Origin of the sequence: Streptomyces nogalater, assembly GCF_039532885.1 — a bacterium.
In the GTDB taxonomy this organism is placed as follows: domain Bacteria; phylum Actinomycetota; class Actinomycetes; order Streptomycetales; family Streptomycetaceae; genus Streptomyces; species Streptomyces nogalater.
On record NZ_BAAASM010000014.1, the window covers coordinates 392775 to 409505 of the forward strand.

Below are 16731 nucleotides of genomic sequence, written 5' to 3' on the forward strand. Positions count from 1 at the left end.
ATCCGCCGGATCGCCCCGGCACTACAGAACGTCCCCTTCGATGGACAGGTAACTCCGCTGGAGTTCCCGGAGCAGCGGGTGGTCCGTGGCCAGGCCGGTGTCCGCGATGCCGCTGATGGCGCGGGCGCCGACGGCGGTGTTGGCGGCGAAGGCGGCCTCGGCCGCGAGGGCCTGCTCGACCGTCACCGGGGCGGTGACGTGGTCGTGGCCGCTGTCGCGCAGCAGGGCCATGGTGACGCCGGGCAGGACTGCCGCGTCGGGCCAGACGACCTGGCCGTCGAGGATGAAGCCCACGTTCCAGGTCGGGCCCTCGGAGACGAGACCGGCGGCGTCGTGGAAGAGCGCGTCGTCGGCCCCGGCGAGCTGGGCCCGGCGCCGGGCATGGAGCGCGCCGAACAGGCCGACGTGCTTGACGAGCGGCAGGTCCCGCTCGTACCGCACCGGTCGCACGCGCAGCGGAGGCGGCGGCGCGCTGCCCACGCCACGGGTGGTGACGAGGATGCCGGGCCGCCCGTTGTCGGCGGGGCGTGCGAGGTCGAGCCCGGGGTCGAAGACTGTGACCCGGACGACGAAGCTCCCGGCCCGGCCCCGCACGGCCCGGCGGACCCGCTCGCGCACCAGCTCGGGGTCCAGCTCGGCGGTGAAGACGGTCCTGCAGTCCCGGACCAGGCGCCGGAGGTGGAGCGCCAGGCCCCGGACCCGGCCGTCGTCGACGCGCATCGACGTGAAGTGACCGTATCCGACCAGGGCGAGCCGCTCCAGGCTCGCCGGATCCACCGGGTTTCCATCCAGTTCGGTCATGCGCTCGCACTCGCTCCTCTCGACCGGCTGTCCGTCCTCGACCGGCTGTCCGTCCTCGACCAGTTGTCCGTCCTCGACCGGCTGTCCATGCCGGCGGCCGGTCCGACGCCGGGCACCGGTGTGCCCCGTCCGGCCGGCGGGTCCCACGCCGGTCAGCCCGCGGGCGTGGCACGGGTGTCGGCGAACCGCTCTCTCAGCCGCCGCTTGAGCACCTTGCCCGTCGCCCCGAGCGGAATGCCCCCCGCCTCCTCGGCCGGGGCCAGCCAGGCCAGCTCGGGCTGGCCGACGGCGACGAGCGCCTTGTTCGCCCGCTCCAGGGCCTCCGGCAGCAGCTCGCCCCGCGGACGGACCAGCGCGACGGCGGCCGGGCGGCCGTCCACGGTTGCCGCCGCCACGGCGCAGTCGTCGATGTCGGGCAGGGCCGCGAGCAGCGCTTCCTCCATGAGGACCGAGTACCCGGTGCCGCGCGGGGTGGGGATGGCGTCGACCGCCCGGTCCACGTGGTGGAAGCGGCCCTGCCCGTCCCGGCGGACCAGGTCCCCGGAGAGCCAGTAACCGGCGAGCTGCGAGCGGTAGGTGGTGTCGGAGTCACCCCAGTAGCCCGGGGTGACCGTCGGGCCCTTCACGCCGAGCAGGCCGATCTCGTGGTCGGCGGCCCGGCTTCCGTCGGCCCGCAGCACGGCGACGTCGGCGTACGGCTCCGGGGTGCCGACGCACCGGCTGTACCCGGTCATGCCGGGAACGCTGACCTGGCACAGGACACCGCCCCAGCCCAGTTCGGAGGCGCCGAAGCCGTCCACGAAGATAGAACCGGGGCGCGGGGCGCCACCGCGCTCGTGGCTGCCCCGCTCGGTGAGCCTGGCGATGTGGGACCGGTGGGAGGCGTCACCGATGCTGATCCAGGTCCGCACGGAGGCCAGCGGCCCGGGGTCCTCGGGGAGGGTGGCGAGTTCGGCGTAACTGTGCGCGAAGGCGACGACCGCGGTCGGCCGGTACGTGTCGACGGCGCGGGCGACCTGGGCGCCGCCGCGGTCCGACAGCAGGGTGATCGGGATGCCGGCCAGCAGGGCGATGCAGGTGTAGCCGACCGCGGAGGCGTGGGACTGCGGCAGTGCGGAGAGCAGCCGGCCGTCCTTCTGCTCCAGGAAGCCGGGCAGATGGTGCCGGATGCCGGCCATGGCCTGGCCGTGGGTCCAGATGACGGCCTTCGGTACGCCGGTCGTGCCCGAGGAGTGGCAGATCAGCACCGGGTCGGTGGCGGTGTGGCGGTGCCGGAGGGAGTCCGGGAGGTTCCGCGCCCCCGCTCCGGCGGGCAGGTCTCCCGTACGGATCCAGCGCGGGCGTGTCGCCGTGTCGGCCAGCGCGCGTTCGAGCAGGGGCCGACGGCGTTCGTCGGTGTGGACGCCCACGGCACCGGTCCCGGCGATCAGACCGGCGGCGACCTGTGCGTCCAGGCCGCCGTTGACCAGCACCGCGATGGCGCCGATGCGGGCCAGCGCGAAGTAGTGCAACTGGTCTTCGAAGGAGTCGTCGACCCAGACGGCGACCCGGTCGCGGGGGGCGACACCGCGGTCGGCGTAGTGACAGGACCAGGTGTCGACCAGCGCGTCGATGCCGCGGAGGCTGAACACGGACCGTTCGGTGCCGTCGACGTCGGTGACGGGGCGTTCCGTCGTCAGGAAGGGGACGTCGGGGGCGGGGCTGTGCTCCAGGGCGGTGCGCAGGGCGTCGCCCAGGCCGGCCGACGGGTCGGCCGCGATACGTTTCCGCAGGTGCGGCGGCATGAGAGGGGACGTGCTGGTCACGTGGCGACTCGCTTTCCTCAGCGGGGCAGAAGTTCCAGGAGCCGGTACTCGACACCGGGGACGAGGCTGGTGCCCGAGGTGTTCAGCAGCCGGATGGTCAGACCGGCCTCGTCGGCGAGGGACCGCAGCCGCTCGTCGTTGCCCAGGTTGCTGAAACCGAGCAGCAGCCGCCCGCCAGGCCTGAGGTGCCGGCGGGCCTGGGTCAGATACGTCCGGTGGGCCTCGTATCCCGGATCGAAGATCGCCCGGTGCAGATCCGTCTCCTGGACGTGGCCCTCGGGCGGGTCGATGAAGCTGGAGTTCCAGAAGACGGTGTCGTAGCGGTCGTCGGCGTCCAGTGCGGAGAACAGGTCGCTGCGCAGCGTGCGCACCCGGTCCGCGACCCCGTGGCGCGCCGCGTTGCGGCGGGTGTTCTCCACCGCCTCCGGACTGATGTCCAGCGCGGTCACCCGGGCGCAGCCGCCGAGCGCCGCCGTGACGGCCACGACACCGGTGCCCGAGCCGACCTCCAGGAAGCCGCCTCCCTCGGGATAGGCGATCCAGGAGGCGAACAATCGGGTGGAGAAGCAGTAGACGGGGGCGAACACGCCTTCCAGCAGATCCCATTCGCGCCCGAGGAGACGGAAGGAGGAGGGACGGTCCGCCGTCGTCTGGTTGAGGCGGAGCAGTGCGTCACCGCGTTCGAAGCTCATCGCACCGCCTCCACGCGGCTGGTACCGGAGGCCCGCGCGGGGTCTTGGCCGGGGAAGGACAGGCCGAGCAGGTTCAGCATGGCGGTCGCCTTGACGGCGGTCTCCTCGAACTCCTCCTCGGCGTCGGACAGCGCGATCACGGCCCCGCCGACACCGAACTCCATCCGGTCGTCGTGGCACACGAGGGTGCGGATGACGATGCTGAGGTCGCAGGCCCCGGAGAGGGAGAAGTAGCCGATGGCGCCCGAGTAGACGCCGCGCGGGCCCTCCTCCAGCCGGTCGATGATCTGCATCGTGCGGATCTTGGGAGCGCCGGTCATGGAGCCGCCGGGGAAGGCCGCGCGTACGCAGTCGACCGCGGTGCGGTCCGGCCGCAGGCGGGCGCGGACCGTACTGACGAGCTGGTGGACGGTGGTGAAGCTCTCGACGGCGAAGAGCGGGTCGACGGTCACCGAGCCCAGTTCGGCGCAGCTCCCCAGGTCGTTGCGGACCAGGTCCACGATCATCAGGTTCTCGGCCCGGTCCTTGACACTGGTGAGCAGGTCCTCGCGGAGCAGTTCGTCCTCGTCGGGTGCGGTGGCCCGGGGCCGGGTGCCCTTGATGGGCTTGGATTCGGCGATGCCTTCCTCGGTGACCTTGAGGAACCGCTCGGGCGAGCAGCTGAGCACGGACAGGCCGCCCAGGCGCAGCAGCGCGGCGAACGGGACGGGGTTGGCGTGGCGCAGTGCCCGGTAGGCCGCCCACGGGTCGACCGTCCCGTCGACGGTGGCCATGTTGGTCAGGCAGACCTCGTACGTCTCTCCGGCCTCGATCTCCTTCTGGCAGGCCGCGATCAGGTCCAGGTAGCGGTCCCTGCTGTGGCGCAGCCGCGGGCCGCCGAAGTTCCCCGCGACGGGCGGTGCCTGGGGCAGGGTGCGGCCGGCCAGCGGGCGCAGCCGTTCCTCGGTCAGGCGCAGCCACCGCTCGGCCGGCCCGGGGTCGCCGGCCTCGGCCAGGGCGAGCAGCCGGACCTCGCCGGTGGCGTGGTCGAACGCGACGGCCCGGTCGGCGAAGATCACGCCGGCGTCGGGGTGCGGTGCGCGGTGGACGCGGTCGCCGCCGGTCTCCGCCTTGAGCTCGTAGCCGAGGTACCCCACCCAGCCCAGCGCGAATCCGAAGGGCAGCGCGGGGACCTCCACCCGGCGGGCGGCCAGGTCGGCGCGGATCCAGTCGAGGAACGGGCTGTCGACGGTCTCCACGCCCGAGGGTCCCGTGACGGTGACCGTGCGGTTCCAGACGTCGGCCGTGGCGATCCGGGCCAGTGGTCCGCGGGCGTCTCCCATGAAGGAGAAGCGTCCGCCCCGCGCGGTCGTCGTCAGGCTGCTGTCGAGCCAGAAGGCGTGGTCCGTGTCGCCGTACAGCTCCTCGAACACGGCCTCCGGGTCGAGCGCCGGGAGGCCGTCCAGCGTCCGGCAGAGCACGCGGTGGGTGTAGGGGCGAACGGGCGCGGCGACCACCGCCCGGCGGGCGGCGGGACGCGCCGCCGAGGGGGTGCCCGTGGCCTCCTGCCAGCGACGGGTGACCGTGGCGAAGTTCCGCATCAGCCGGAGCCCGTACTCGGTGCGGATGGACTCGGGGTGGAACTGCACGCCCCAGACGGGCAGCGAGCGGTGCCGGAGCGCCATCAGCACGCCGTCGTCGGCGAAGGCGACCGGTTCGATCTCGTCGGGCAGCGACGAGGCGGCCAGCGAGTGGTACCGCACGGCCCGGAACGGGGAGGGGATGCCCTCGAAGAGGTCCTCGCCGTGGTGCTCGACCCGGGAGGTACGGCCGTGTCGTACCTCGGGGGCGGCGCCGACCCGGCCGCCGAAGACGTGGCAGATGCCCTGGTGGCCGAGGCAGACCCCGAGCACCGGGATGCGGGCCGCGCGTATGACGGAGGCGCAGAAGCCGAAGTCCGGCGCACGGTCCGGGCTGCCGGGGCCGGGCGAGATCACCACGTTGTCGAACTCGCGGAGCGTGCCGAGGTCGAAGCCGGGGTCGTCGTTGCGGATGACGACGGGCTCGGTACCGGTGCTCTGGCCCACGTAGTGGTAGAGGTTGTGCGTGAAGGAGTCGTAGTTGTCGATGATCAGGGTTCTCAACGGACACCTCTGCAGGCGGTGGGGGCCGCGTACGCGAGGAGACGCGCGGTGGCGGTCGCGGGGGGCGGTGGTGAGTCGGTGAGGGGGCTGCCGGGTCCCCCTTCCGAGGGCCGCAGCAGCACTGCGACCGCGGTGTCCCGGTCGGGGACGGGCGCGGTCACGCGTTCTTCGGCCGCCGCGGTGAGCGCGGCCGACGTGCGCGGGCCGGGAGCGAGTTCGACGAGGATCGCCAGGACCTGGTCCGCCTCCGCCGCGGCGAGCAGCAGCTCCGCCGACCCGAGCAGCGCGGCCCCCGGGTCGGTCATGGAGCTGACGCAGGTCACCGGGCCGGTGATGCGGTAGTCGCGGGCGATCACACCGAGGACGGCGGTGGTGACGGTCTGGTGGAAGAGCACCGGCTCGGCCACTCCGCCGCGGGCGACCTTCTCCCCGGCTATGTCGGCGGTGACCGCGTCGCAGGCCATGCTCCCCAGCACGATGGCGGTACGGGCGCCCCGGCCGGCGACCGGGCTGTCCGCGCTGTCCGGCGGGCCGACGCACCGCCGCACCGCGTCGTGGACGAGGGGTGCGAAGGGAGACCGCACGAAGCCGGGCAGCGGGGGTACCTCGCCCTGCGGGCCCGAGGTGCTCACGCCGGCGCGGACGACGGTCGGCGCGTCCGGGCCGGCCCAGGCCCGCACGGGGGCGGTGGGGCTGTGCGATGTCACGGAAGCTCCAGTACGAGTGCCGAGTTGACCCCGCCGAAGGCGGAGTTGAGCGACAGGACGCGTCGTAGGGGCAGCCGCCGGGGCCCGTCGCAGACGACGTCCAGATCGCAGTCCGGGTCGGGCTCGGTGAAGCCGGCGGTCGGCGGGACGATGCCTTCGCGCAGGGCGAGGAGGCAGATCATCGCCTCCAGCGCTCCGGCGGCCTCCAGGGCGTGCCCCGTCATGCTCTTGGTCGAGCTGACCGGGAGACGGCGGGCGTGATCGCCGAACACGCGACGCAGTGCCTTGGTCTCCGCGCGGTCGTTCAGCGGGGTGCCGGTGCCGTGGGCGTTGACGTAGTCGACAGTGCCGGGTTCGGCGCCGGCCATGCGCAGCGCCGCCTCCGCCGCGGCGGCCAGGCCCGCTCCCTCGGGATGGGGATGGACCACATGGTGCGCGTCGCCGCTGAGCGCCCAGCCGGAGACCGCGGCGAGGGGTTCGGCGCCGCGGGAGCGCGCGCGTGCCGCCGACTCCACCACGAAGACGGCGGCGCCATCGCCGAGGAGCAGCCCGGTGCGCCCCTTGGCGAAGGGACGCACCCGACCGTCGGACGCCAGGGCTCGGGCCTGGTCGAACTTGCCGAACACCTCGGGGTCGACGAGGTACGCGCCCCCGCACAGGACCGTTTCGGCGCGGCCGGTCCCAACCAGCCGGCAGGCGTGGACGAGCGCGTCGGCCGCGGCCACGCAGGCGTTGGTGAACGCGGTGCGCGGCCGCCCGAGCCCCAGGGCGTCGGCGACCGTCTCGACGACCTGGCCCGGCAGACTCTGGGCGGTGGCCGCGGCATCCGGCCGCCGGCCGGCCACGGTGTCGCGCCAGAAGGTGTGCACGGCGTGGTAGTCGCCCTTGGTGCCGAGGAGAACCGGCAGCGCGGAGGCGTCCTCGATGCCCGCCGTGCGCAGCGCGGTGCGGGCGCACTCCGTGAGCACCCGCGCCTGCCCGGGCTGGCCCCGGCCGTCCTCATGGACGGCGGCCACGGCGGTGCGGGTCCGGGAGGTGTCGAAGCGGGTCACCGGCGCGAAGGCGTGCTGTCCCGTGAACACCCCCTCCAGCAAGGGCCGTTCACCGGGGCCGAACGCGGAGTGGACGCCTGCCCCGGTGATGACGACGGGCTCAGCGGCCATCGCCGCCGCCCTGCGGCGCCGCCGTCGACTCGGGGTGGGTGTGCCGCAGGTAGTCGTGGATGGCCCGCACGGAGGTGAATCCGGCCAGGTCCTCGCCGGTCGGGTCGATGACCAGTCCGTGCTGGGTCTCCAGGGCGTGCTTGAGCCAGGTGAGGGCGAAGGAGTCGATGACCACTTCGGTGTCGTCCCGCAGATCCGCGGGCAGGCCGATGGTGGTGTTCTCGACGAGGATCGCGCGGATGTCGGAGGTGGTGATCACGAGTGGTTCGCCTCCATGGGCTCGGTGATGTGCGCGGTGACGTGCGTGGCGAGTTCGCCGATGGTGTACCGGGGCAGCGGCCCGAGGTCGTCCGGGAACGCGATGCCGTACTCCTGCTCCAGCTGGGTGGCGAGCTGGAGCAGGAACAGCGACTCCAGTTCCAGGCCGCCGGCGCCCAGTGGCATGTCGTCCGTCAGTTCGATGGTGACGGGCTCTCCCGTCATGGCCTCCAGAGCCGTGCTCACGAAGGCGCGGATCTCGTCGTGCATGTGTCAGCTCCCGCTGGTGGCGTACGCAGCGTGGAGGAGCTCCCTGCTGCGGATGATCTTTCCGTTGCTGTTCCTGGGCACGGCCGGGCCCGTGTAGAAGCGCCGGGGCAGCTTGTGGTCGCTCAGCCGCTCGCGGCACCAGCGAAGGAGTTCGCCGGTGTCCACGGGCGGTTCGCAGCCCACGTGCGCCTCGATGACCTCTCCGGCCAGGACCACGGCCTCGTGGACGGACGGGTGTGCGCGCAGTACGGCCTCCACCTCGACGAGGTCGACCTTGAGACCGCCCACCACGGCGACGGAGTCCGCCCGGCCCAGGATCGACAGTGCGCCGGAGACCGGGTCCCGGCCGCACCGGTCGAAGGTCCGCAGCCAGCCGTCGGCGTACCGGTCCACGCCGTCATCCAGCAGGTAGGGCGACCGGTCGAGCGCCACCTGGAGCTCGCCGCCGGCCTGCCGGACCCGGACTCCGGACACGGGCGTCCCCACGCTCGGCGGCCGGGCCCCCGAGACCAGGTCGGCGGCGATGATGCCGGTCTCGGTCGATCCGTACACCGGGCTGACCGGGATGCCGTACGTCGCAGCGAATCGCTCGTACACCTCGGTCGGCAGTACCTCGCCGGCCGAGACCGCGAGACGCAGGGCGGGCAGGGGCGGGGGTGCCACGCGGGAGAGCAGGTCGAAGTGGACCGGGACTCCGAAGACCGCTTCGGCGCGGGTGTCGGCCGCCGCCCGGAGGATGTCGTTCGGCTGGGCGCGCCCGGGCAGGACGATCTCCGCGCCGGAGTTCAGCCCGTGCAGGAATCCGCCGATCAGGCCCATGGTGTGCAGCACCGAGTTGAGCAGCACGATCCGCTCCCCGGCTCCCGGCATTCCGGCGAGGGCCGCGTAGCTGTCGAGTTCGGCGAGCAGCGACCGCGGGGTGCGGCCGATGACCTTGGGCACGCCGGTGGAGCCCGAGCTGAACTGGACCAGGCACACCTCGGCGTCGGCCGGACGGCCCGAAGCACGGGCCGTGACCGTGATCTCGCACTCCTCCAGGACGCCCGCGGCGACCTGCCGGGCCTGCGGAGAGGTGATGAGGAACTGCGGTGCACACCGGGCCAGCAGGGCGTCCGTCTCCGCCTTCTTCAGCCGCGGGTCGAGAAGCATCACCTGTGCCCCGTGGGCCCAGACCGCCAGCATCACCCGCAGTACGGTCAGGCCGGGCGGCAGTTGCAGGGCCACCGAGGCCCCGCGGCGCACCCCCTCGGCGGCGAGTTGGGCGCCCAGCTCGGTCACCTGCTCCCGCAGGCGCCCCCGTGTCACCGGGGCGCCGACCCGCGCCCAGGGGGCGTCGGCGCGGCCCCCGTTCAGCAGGTCGGCACCCCACCAGTCGGTGGTGTCCATAAGCGCTCTCCTCGTGTTCGTCACCGCGTGCCGCCCCGCGTGCCGTCCTCGTCCTGCAGCACCCTGGCCAGCAGGCACTCGGTGAAGGCGTCGAGTGTCGGATGGGCGAAGACGTCCGAGACCGGCATCCGCACCCCGAAGCCGTCGGCGACGGCTGTCACCAGTCGGGTGGCCAGCAGCGAGTGACCCCCGACGTCGAAGAAGTTGTCGTACACACCGATCTGTTCGACCCCCAGCACCTCCGCCCAGACGGCGGCCAGCTCCTCTTCCAGCGGGGTGCGCGGCGGTACGTGCTCGGCCCGGTGGACCCAGGCCCGCGGGGTCGGTGCCGGCAGCCGGGCACGGTCGATCTTGCCGTGCGGGCCGACCGGGAGAGCGTCCACGACGACGATGCCCGCCGGGATCATGTACTCGGGGAACCGGGCGCGCAGCCCCTCCCGGATCGCCGTGGTCGCCGTCGTGCCGGAGGCCGCCGGCACGACGTGGGCGAGCAGCCGGGGCTCTCCCTCGGTGCGGTCCACCGAGACCACCGCCTCGGCGATGCCCGGCAGGGCCTCCAGACCGTGCCGCACCTCCTCGGGCTCCACCCGGTAGCCGCGGATCTTCACCTGCCCGTCCTCGCGACCCAGGTACTCGATCTCCCCGCACGGGTTCCACCGCGCGGTGTCGCCGGTCCGGTACATCCTGCCGCCGGTGAACGGGTCGGGCAGGAACCGCTCCGCGGTCAGGTCCGGACGCCCGAGGTAGCCGCGGCCGACCTGCACGCCCGAGATGTACAGCTCGCCCGGCACACCCGGCGGCACCGGCCGGAACTCGGGGTCGAGGATACGGATGGCCGTGTTGGACACCGGCCGCCCGATCGGCACCGAGCGCGTCTCCTCCCCCGCGGGGCACTGCCGTGCGGTCACGTCGATGGCCGCCTCCGTGGGCCCGTACAGGTTGTGCAGTTCGCAGTCGAAAGCGCGGTGGAAGGCCGCGGCCAGGCGCGGCGTCAGCGCCTCCCCGCTGCACAGCACCCGGCGCAGCGCGGGCAGCGGCGCGAGGTCGGGGCTGTCGAGGAAAGCCTGCAGCATCGACGGCACGAAGTGGGCGGTCGTCACGCCCTCACGGCGGCACAGCTCGACGAGGTACCGCACGTCCCGGTGGCCGCCCGGGCGGGCCAGCACGAGCCGGGCCCCGGTGGTCAGCGGCCAGAAGAACTCCCACACGGAGACGTCGAATCCCAGCGGGGTCTTCTGCAGCACGCGGTCGGAGGCGTCGAGCCGGTACCGCTGCTGCATCCACCGCAGCCGGTTGACCACGGCCTCGTGCTCGTTCATGGCCCCCTTGGGCAGCCCCGTGGAGCCGGAGGTGTGGATGACGTACGCCAGGTTCCGGGGCCGCGCCCCGGTGTCCACGCGTACGGCGCCCTCGCCGTCGAGAACGCTCAGGCCCTCGTCGAGAGGGAGGACCGAAGCCGTGCCGGTGACCGACGGCGGCCCCTCGGCCGAGGTGATCAGGACCTGGGCCGAGGAGTCCGTCATGAGGTGCCGCAGCCGCTCGTGCGGATACTCCGGGTCCATGGGGACGTAGGCGGCGCCGGCCTTGAGGACCCCCAGCAGTGCCACGACGAGTTCCGGGGACCGGGGCAGGCATACTCCGACGAGGGATTCCGGTCCCACGCCCTCGCGACGCAGCCGGGCGGCCAGCTGCCCCGCACGCCGGTCCAGTTCCCGGTACGTCAGCGAGCGGTCCTCGAAGACGACGGCGAGCGCCTGCGGGGTGCGGTCCACCTGCTCCTCGACCAGTTGGTGCAGCAGGTGGGGGCCCGGCCACCGGTCCGTCGGGCCGTTCCACTCCGTGAGCAGGGTGCGGCGGTCGGCGGCCGGGAGGCCGTCGAGTTCGGCGAGGGGCCGGTCGGCACCGCTGAGGCACTGCTCCAGCACGGCGGTGTAGTACGAGGCGAACCGGGCCGCCGTCCGAGCGTCGAACAGGTCCCGGTCGTACTCCCAGCGCAGGGTGAGCGCGTCCGTCGTGTCGAAGGCGTACAGCGTCAGGTCGTAGACGGTGCTCGTGCTCTCCAGCGGCGTGCCGCGCAGGACCAGTCCGCCCAGGTCGACGGTGCCGTCGCCGGAGACGAACCGGGCGATGCCGTCGTGCCGGCGCTGTTGCGGGCGGTCGTACACGAAGAGTGTGTCGAAGAGCGGGGAGCGGCTCGGGTCGTACTCGGGGCGCAGGCGCTCCACCAGGGCGGGGAAGGGCACGCTGCCGTGGCGCATGGCCCGGAGCACCGTGCTGCTCACCCGCTTCAGCAGCGGTGTGAAACCCCGCTCCCACGTCAGCTCGGTGCGCAGGACCACCGGGTTCACGAAGTTCCCGACGGTGCGGCGCACCTGGGGGCGCATCCGCTGCGTGGCCGCCGTACCGAGCACGACCGAGCTGCGGCCGGTCATCCGGGCGAGGAACACCTCGAAGGCGGCCAGCAGGACGACGTACCGGGTGACACCCGCGTCCCGGGCCGCCCGATCGACGGCCTCGGCGAGCGCGGAGGGCAGCGTCACGTGCTGGACGCCGCCACGGTAGGAACGTGCGGGCGGCCGGGTCCGAAGCGCGGGCAGGTCGCCGGGGGACGGCAGCTGTGCCAGCTCCGCCTCCCAGAACTCCAGGCCGCGCAGTCCTGCCGGGCTGCCGAGGAAGCCCGCTTCCCACCGCCCGTGTTCGGCGAAGGGTGCTCCGGGCGGGGGCAGCGCGGCCTCGGTGCCCGCCACGGCCGCCCGGTACAGCTCGGCCAGTTCCTCGAAGGCGATCAGGACCGATTCGAAGTCCCACGCGATGTGGTGGAAGACGAACAGCAGCACCTGGCGTCCGCCCGCCGAGAACCTCCGCACCCGCAGGGGGGACTGACGGGTCAGGTCGAAGGGGCGGTGTGCCTCGGCCAGGACGGCCGCGTCCAGTTCCGCGTCGCCCGGCGCCGCCCCGGCGTCCGCGAAGTCGACCGGGAACGTCTCGTGGACGGTCTGCACGGGCGTGCGGTCCTCGCCGCGCAGCGAGACGGTGGTACGGATGGCCGGATGCCGGTCCACGAGCTGCTGGAGTGCCTGACGCAGCGCCGGCACCCGGAGTCCTCCGAGGACCTCGGCGCGCAGGGAGATGTGGTACAGGGAGCTGTCGGGGGCGAGTTGGCACACATGCCACATGGCCCGCTGGGACCAGGACAGCGGCCGGTCCTCGCGTTCGGTCGTCGTCACAGGTCGGTTCCCTCCGCGTCGGCCGGTTCGAGGCCGGCGAGCATGCGCTCGGCCACCAGGACGGTCAGCTCGGCCACGGTCGGGTGATCGAAGAACTCCTTGAGCGACACGGTGACTCCCAGGTCCTCGCCGATCCGGTAGACCGTCTGCACGGCCAGCAGCGAGTGGCCGCCGAGTACGAAGAAGTCGTCCAGCACCCCGATGCGCTGCACCCCCAGGACGTCCTGCCACAGGCCGGCGACGGCCTCCTCCAGGGGGGTTCGGGGCGCCACGTGCGCGGTGCGGGCGGTGGTGCGGGGTACCGGCAGCCGGGCGGTGTCCAGCTTGCCGTTGGGCATGAGCGGCAGCCCCCGCATCACCACGATGTGGGCGGGGACGGCGTACTCGGGCAGCCGGTCGGCGAGGAAACGGCGCAGTTCCTGGGCGAGTTCGCGGTTGAGCTTGCGCCGGAACGGCTCGTTGTGCAGCTCTTCCGGGCGGGTCGCCGGGGTGTCGGGGCGCCAGTCGGCGTTCACGGTGCCGTCCGTCACGAGGACGTCGCAGTGACCGAGCCGGCCGGAGCGGGCCGGCTGGACCGCCACCCGGACGCCGTGCGACGCCTCCAGGGCCCACCAGTCCTCGGGCGTGGGCGCCGGGGCGGTGGGCCGGTCCCGCAGGCCGGCGACAGGCCGGTCGTCAGCACCCGCGCGTGCCGCGTGCCACCGCTCCACGTCCGGTCCGGTGCGGCCGTCGGGCACGTCCGGCAGCAGGAGCGAGCGCTCGCCGGCGGCGAGCCGTTCCGCGAGTTCCGCCGGGGTCCGCACGACGCGGCTGCGCGGCACGTCCGCGGGCGGAGCGGACCGGGCGCCGACCCTCAGCAGCACGTCGAAACGGAACTTCGACAGCTCGTTGGCGGCACGACCGCGCTTGAGCAGCACCTCCAGCCCCGCCACCTCGGCCAGTTCGTCGCTCAGTGCGGCGAAGTAGCCGGGTGTGAGCAGCAGTTCACCCTCGTCCTCGGCCGCGGCGGCGGCCTGCCGCAGCAGTTCGCCGGCGGTGGCGGTGTCATCGGCCTGGTGGATGCCCACGGACAGCTGGAACGCCTCCAGCAGCCGCAGGTCCCGGACGTCGCCGACGAAGACATGACCGCCCGGCCGTACCACCCGGACCGCCTCGCCGATGACCTGCCGGAGGTACGCGGCGGACGGGAAGTACTGGACCACGGAGTTCAGCAGGACGAGGTCGAAGCTGTCGTCGTCGAAACCGCGGAAGTCCGCGGCCTCCCGGCACTGCAGGCTCACCGGGGCGAACCGCTCGGGGTCCGCCTCCACGGTGCGTGCGAGCGTGGCGAGGACCTCCGCGGAGAAGTCCGTGCCGACGTAGCGGCGGGTTCCCGGCGCCAGCCGGTACAGCAACAGGCCGGTGCCGCAGCCCACTTCGAGTACGGACTGCGGGGCCAGTGCGGTGACGCGCCCCACGATCCCGTCGACGGACTCGCGGATCTCCTGCTCGGTCATCTCCTCACCGGTGTAACTGCTGTTCCAGCCGGTGAGGTCGAGCAGGGTGTCGCCGGAGGTGCCGGCGTCGTAGACGTTCTCGAAGACCTCCGTCCACTCGCCGACCTGCTGCCGGTCGAGGACCGGGCTGAGGGTGGCGCAGTACGCCGCGGTCGGCACCGCGTAGGCCACCAGGCCGGTGTCGCCGTCGGCGAGTTCCCGGGCGACGACCACCGCCTGCTCCACCGCCTGATGTTCCGCGAGCCGGGCGCGGACGGCGGCCGGTTCCACCCGGAAGCCGCGGATCTTCGTCTGCTCGTCGGTCCGGTACAGGAAGACCGGCAGGCCGTCGCCGTCGAGCAGCGCCATGTCGCCGGTGCGGTAGATCCTGCCGCCGGGAACGGCCTCGTCGGGGAGGAAGCGTTCCGCGGTCAGTTCGTCCCGCCCCAGATAGCCACGGGTCACACCGGGTCCGGCGATGTACAGCTCGCCCGGCACGCCGGCGGGCACCGGACGGCGGGCCGCGTCGAGCAGGAGCAGCCGGTTGGCGCCGAGGCCGGTGCCGAGGGGGACCGAGCCGCCGGCGGTCCGTCCGGGACGCCAGTCGGGGGGCAGGACGAAGGCGGCGGCACCGACACAGGTCTCGGCCGGCCCGTAGTGGTTCACCACCCGGCAGGAGCCGGCCGCGGCCGTGAGGTCGGCGGCCCAGTACGGGTCCAGCGCCTCGCCGCCGAGGATCAGCAACCGCCGGGGGAAGACGTCGCTTCCCCCGCCGGCGGCGGACAGGGCGCGGAAGTGGGAGGGAGTGGTCTTGAAGCAGTCCAGGCCCCTGCCGCGGACCAGCTCGGCGAAACCCCGCGGGTCGAGCAGCCGGTCGCGGTCCAGGGGGTGGAAACAGCCGCCGGTGAGTAGCGCTCCGAACAGCGCGGTGTAACCGAGGTCGACAGAGGGAGCCGCGATGGTGGCGTGGTTCCATCCGGGCCGGAACCCGAGGCGCTCGGCGACGGCGGCGGTGTAGTGCGTGAGGTTGGCGTGGGTGACGGCCACCGCCTTCGGCCAGCCCGTCGAGCCGGAGGTGAACACGATGTAGGCGAGCCCGTCCGGGGCGACCGGGACGGCCGGGTCGGTGTCCGGGCCGGCCTCGGCGAGGGTGCGCAGATCCGCCCAGGCCGCACCGAGCGCGTCGAGCCGCCCCGTGGTGTCCGGCGCGGGCAGCACGACGAGGTCGACCTCCGCCTCCCGCACCACATGGGAGAGCAGCTCGTCCGGCTGCTCGAAGTCCACCGGTACGAACGCGCATCCCGCCTTGAGCACCGCGAGCAGGGCGACGACCGTGTCCGCACCGCGGTCGGCCCGCACACCGACGCGCCCTCCCGGACGCACGCCGCCCCGCAGCAGGCCGTGCGCCACCCGGTTGGAAAGGGCGTCCAGCTCCGCGTAGGAGAGGCGTTCGCCTTCCCCGTCGCCCGCCAGCGCGGGAGCGTCGGGGTGGGCCAGCGCCGTGTCGTGGAAGACCGTGTGCACCGCCCGGTGGTCGCCGGCGTGGTCCGTGACGGGCAGGCCGAGCAGGCGGTCGCGCTCGGCCTGCCCCATGCACGGCAGTCCGGCCACGTCCTGGTCGAGGTCGGTGAGGGTGGCGAGCAACGTCCGCAGCGCCGCGGCCAGGTCGTCCGCGGCGGGTGCCGCGTCCGGTCCGGTCAGCAGCTCCAGCGTCACCCCGTCGGCGGTCTCGGCGGCCACCAGGCGCACGTCGCACGGCTCTGTGGCCGCCACGCGCTCCACCACCGTGAAGGTGACCTCGCCGGCGGACGCGGCGGGGGCGGCCGGCAGCCACTCGAACTGGAGCGGCAGCAGGCCGTCCACGTCGTCGGCTCCGGCGGGCCAGATCCCGGACTCCGCGTACTCGTCGAAGAGTTCGGCCGCCGCGGCGAGTTCGGCGGCGACATCGGCGAAGCGCCGCCCGGGGGACGTGTCCACCGTGACGGGCAGCACGCGGGCGGTGGGCCCGACCACCGACTCCAGTTCCTCGAAGCCCCGGCCGTCCCGGACCAGACCGAGCACGACGTCCGTACGTCCGGTGCGCCGGCCGAGCAGCACCGCCCAGGCGGCGCCGACCACCGAGTCCAGTGCGAGCCCCCGGTCCCGGGCGAGCCTGGCCGTCCGGTCCAGGCCGCCCGGCGCGAGCACCGCCCGCGCCTCGCCCACCGGGAAGGCCCTGGCGGCCGTGGCGGGCCGTGGGCCGTCCGCGGCGAGGCCGACAGGCTCGGGCCGGTCGCCGGGGCCGGGCCGGTCCTCCCCCGCCTCCTCGGCCGACATGTCCTGCCAGGCCGCGAACCGGGCGTAGGACACCGCCTCGGGCAGCTCGGCCCCCCGGTAGCCGTCGGCCAGGTCCGCCGCGATCACGGACAGGCTCACCGCGTCGGCGGACAGCGCGGGCAGCGTGATCCGCAGCCGGTGACGGTCGGGTCCGGTCCGCCGCAGCACCGCGGCCACCGCACCGTCCCGCGCGTCCTCCGAGTCCCACCTCACCGTCGGCTCGTCCGCGACCACCTGCACCGGCAGCGCGCCCGGGGTGTCCGCCGCCACCACGTAACGGGTGCGCAGTGCCTCGTGCCGGGCGGTGACCGCCGTGAGCGCCGCCCGCAGCCGGTCCTGGTGCAGTGGTCCCTCGATGTCCACGACCAGCCGGGCCACGGGGGCCTCGGCGGTGCGCCCGCGCAGGTGCCACAGCCGGCGCTGCTGCTCGGAAAGGGGGTAGCCCTCGATGACGTCTGGGTCGGTTCGCATTCCCTGGTGTCTCCTGTGTGATGCCCGGGACCGGCGG

At 73.7% G+C, this 16731-nt stretch carries 11 protein-coding genes; all 11 read right to left on the reverse strand.

Going from position 1 to position 16731, the window contains the following annotated elements:
• Positions 1-21 precede the first annotated feature (21 nt).
• Positions 22-801, reverse strand: a complete 780-nt coding sequence (locus tag ABD350_RS13665; protein WP_344348239.1) for an aminotransferase class IV — start codon at positions 799-801, stop codon at positions 22-24.
• Positions 802-953: 152 nt separating this feature from the next.
• Positions 954-2606, reverse strand: a complete 1653-nt coding sequence (locus tag ABD350_RS13670; protein ID WP_344348240.1) for a class I adenylate-forming enzyme family protein — start codon at positions 2604-2606, stop codon at positions 954-956.
• 17 nt (positions 2607-2623) lie between these two features.
• Positions 2624-3298: a methyltransferase domain-containing protein gene (locus tag ABD350_RS13675; protein WP_344348241.1), complete on the reverse strand. Its 675-nt coding sequence runs from the start codon at positions 3296-3298 to the stop codon at positions 2624-2626.
• The gene (pabB, locus tag ABD350_RS13680; RefSeq protein ID WP_344348242.1) at positions 3295-5421 is read right to left on the reverse strand and encodes an aminodeoxychorismate synthase component I; all 2127 of its coding nucleotides are present in this window, start codon (positions 5419-5421) and stop codon (positions 3295-3297) included. The genes ABD350_RS13675 and pabB overlap by 4 nt, the downstream gene beginning before the upstream one ends.
• Positions 5418-6128: a ketosynthase gene (locus tag ABD350_RS13685; RefSeq protein ID WP_344348243.1), complete on the reverse strand. Its 711-nt coding sequence runs from the start codon at positions 6126-6128 to the stop codon at positions 5418-5420. The genes pabB and ABD350_RS13685 overlap by 4 nt, the downstream gene beginning before the upstream one ends.
• The gene (locus tag ABD350_RS13690; RefSeq protein WP_344348244.1) at positions 6125-7291 is read right to left on the reverse strand and encodes a beta-ketoacyl-[acyl-carrier-protein] synthase family protein; all 1167 of its coding nucleotides are present in this window, start codon (positions 7289-7291) and stop codon (positions 6125-6127) included. The genes ABD350_RS13685 and ABD350_RS13690 overlap by 4 nt, the downstream gene beginning before the upstream one ends.
• Positions 7281-7550 carry an acyl carrier protein gene (locus ABD350_RS13695; protein WP_344348245.1) on the reverse strand — a complete coding sequence of 90 codons (270 nt, stop codon included), beginning with the start codon at positions 7548-7550 and terminating at the stop codon, positions 7281-7283. The genes ABD350_RS13690 and ABD350_RS13695 overlap by 11 nt, the downstream gene beginning before the upstream one ends.
• Positions 7547-7819 carry an acyl carrier protein gene (locus ABD350_RS13700; protein WP_344348246.1) on the reverse strand — a complete coding sequence of 91 codons (273 nt, stop codon included), beginning with the start codon at positions 7817-7819 and terminating at the stop codon, positions 7547-7549. The genes ABD350_RS13695 and ABD350_RS13700 overlap by 4 nt, the downstream gene beginning before the upstream one ends.
• A 3-nt stretch (positions 7820-7822) precedes the next feature.
• Positions 7823-9205, reverse strand: coding sequence for a class I adenylate-forming enzyme family protein (locus ABD350_RS13705; protein WP_344348247.1), 1383 nt, complete (start codon positions 9203-9205; stop codon positions 7823-7825).
• Positions 9206-9225: 20 nt separating this feature from the next.
• On the reverse strand, positions 9226-12432 hold the full coding sequence (locus tag ABD350_RS13710; protein ID WP_344348248.1) for a non-ribosomal peptide synthetase: 3207 nt from the start codon (positions 12430-12432) through the stop codon (positions 9226-9228).
• Positions 12429-16694 carry an amino acid adenylation domain-containing protein gene (locus ABD350_RS13715; protein ID WP_344348249.1) on the reverse strand — a complete coding sequence of 1422 codons (4266 nt, stop codon included), beginning with the start codon at positions 16692-16694 and terminating at the stop codon, positions 12429-12431. Before ABD350_RS13715 ends, ABD350_RS13710 begins: the two co-directional genes overlap by 4 nt.
• Positions 16695-16731: the final 37 nt, after the last annotated feature.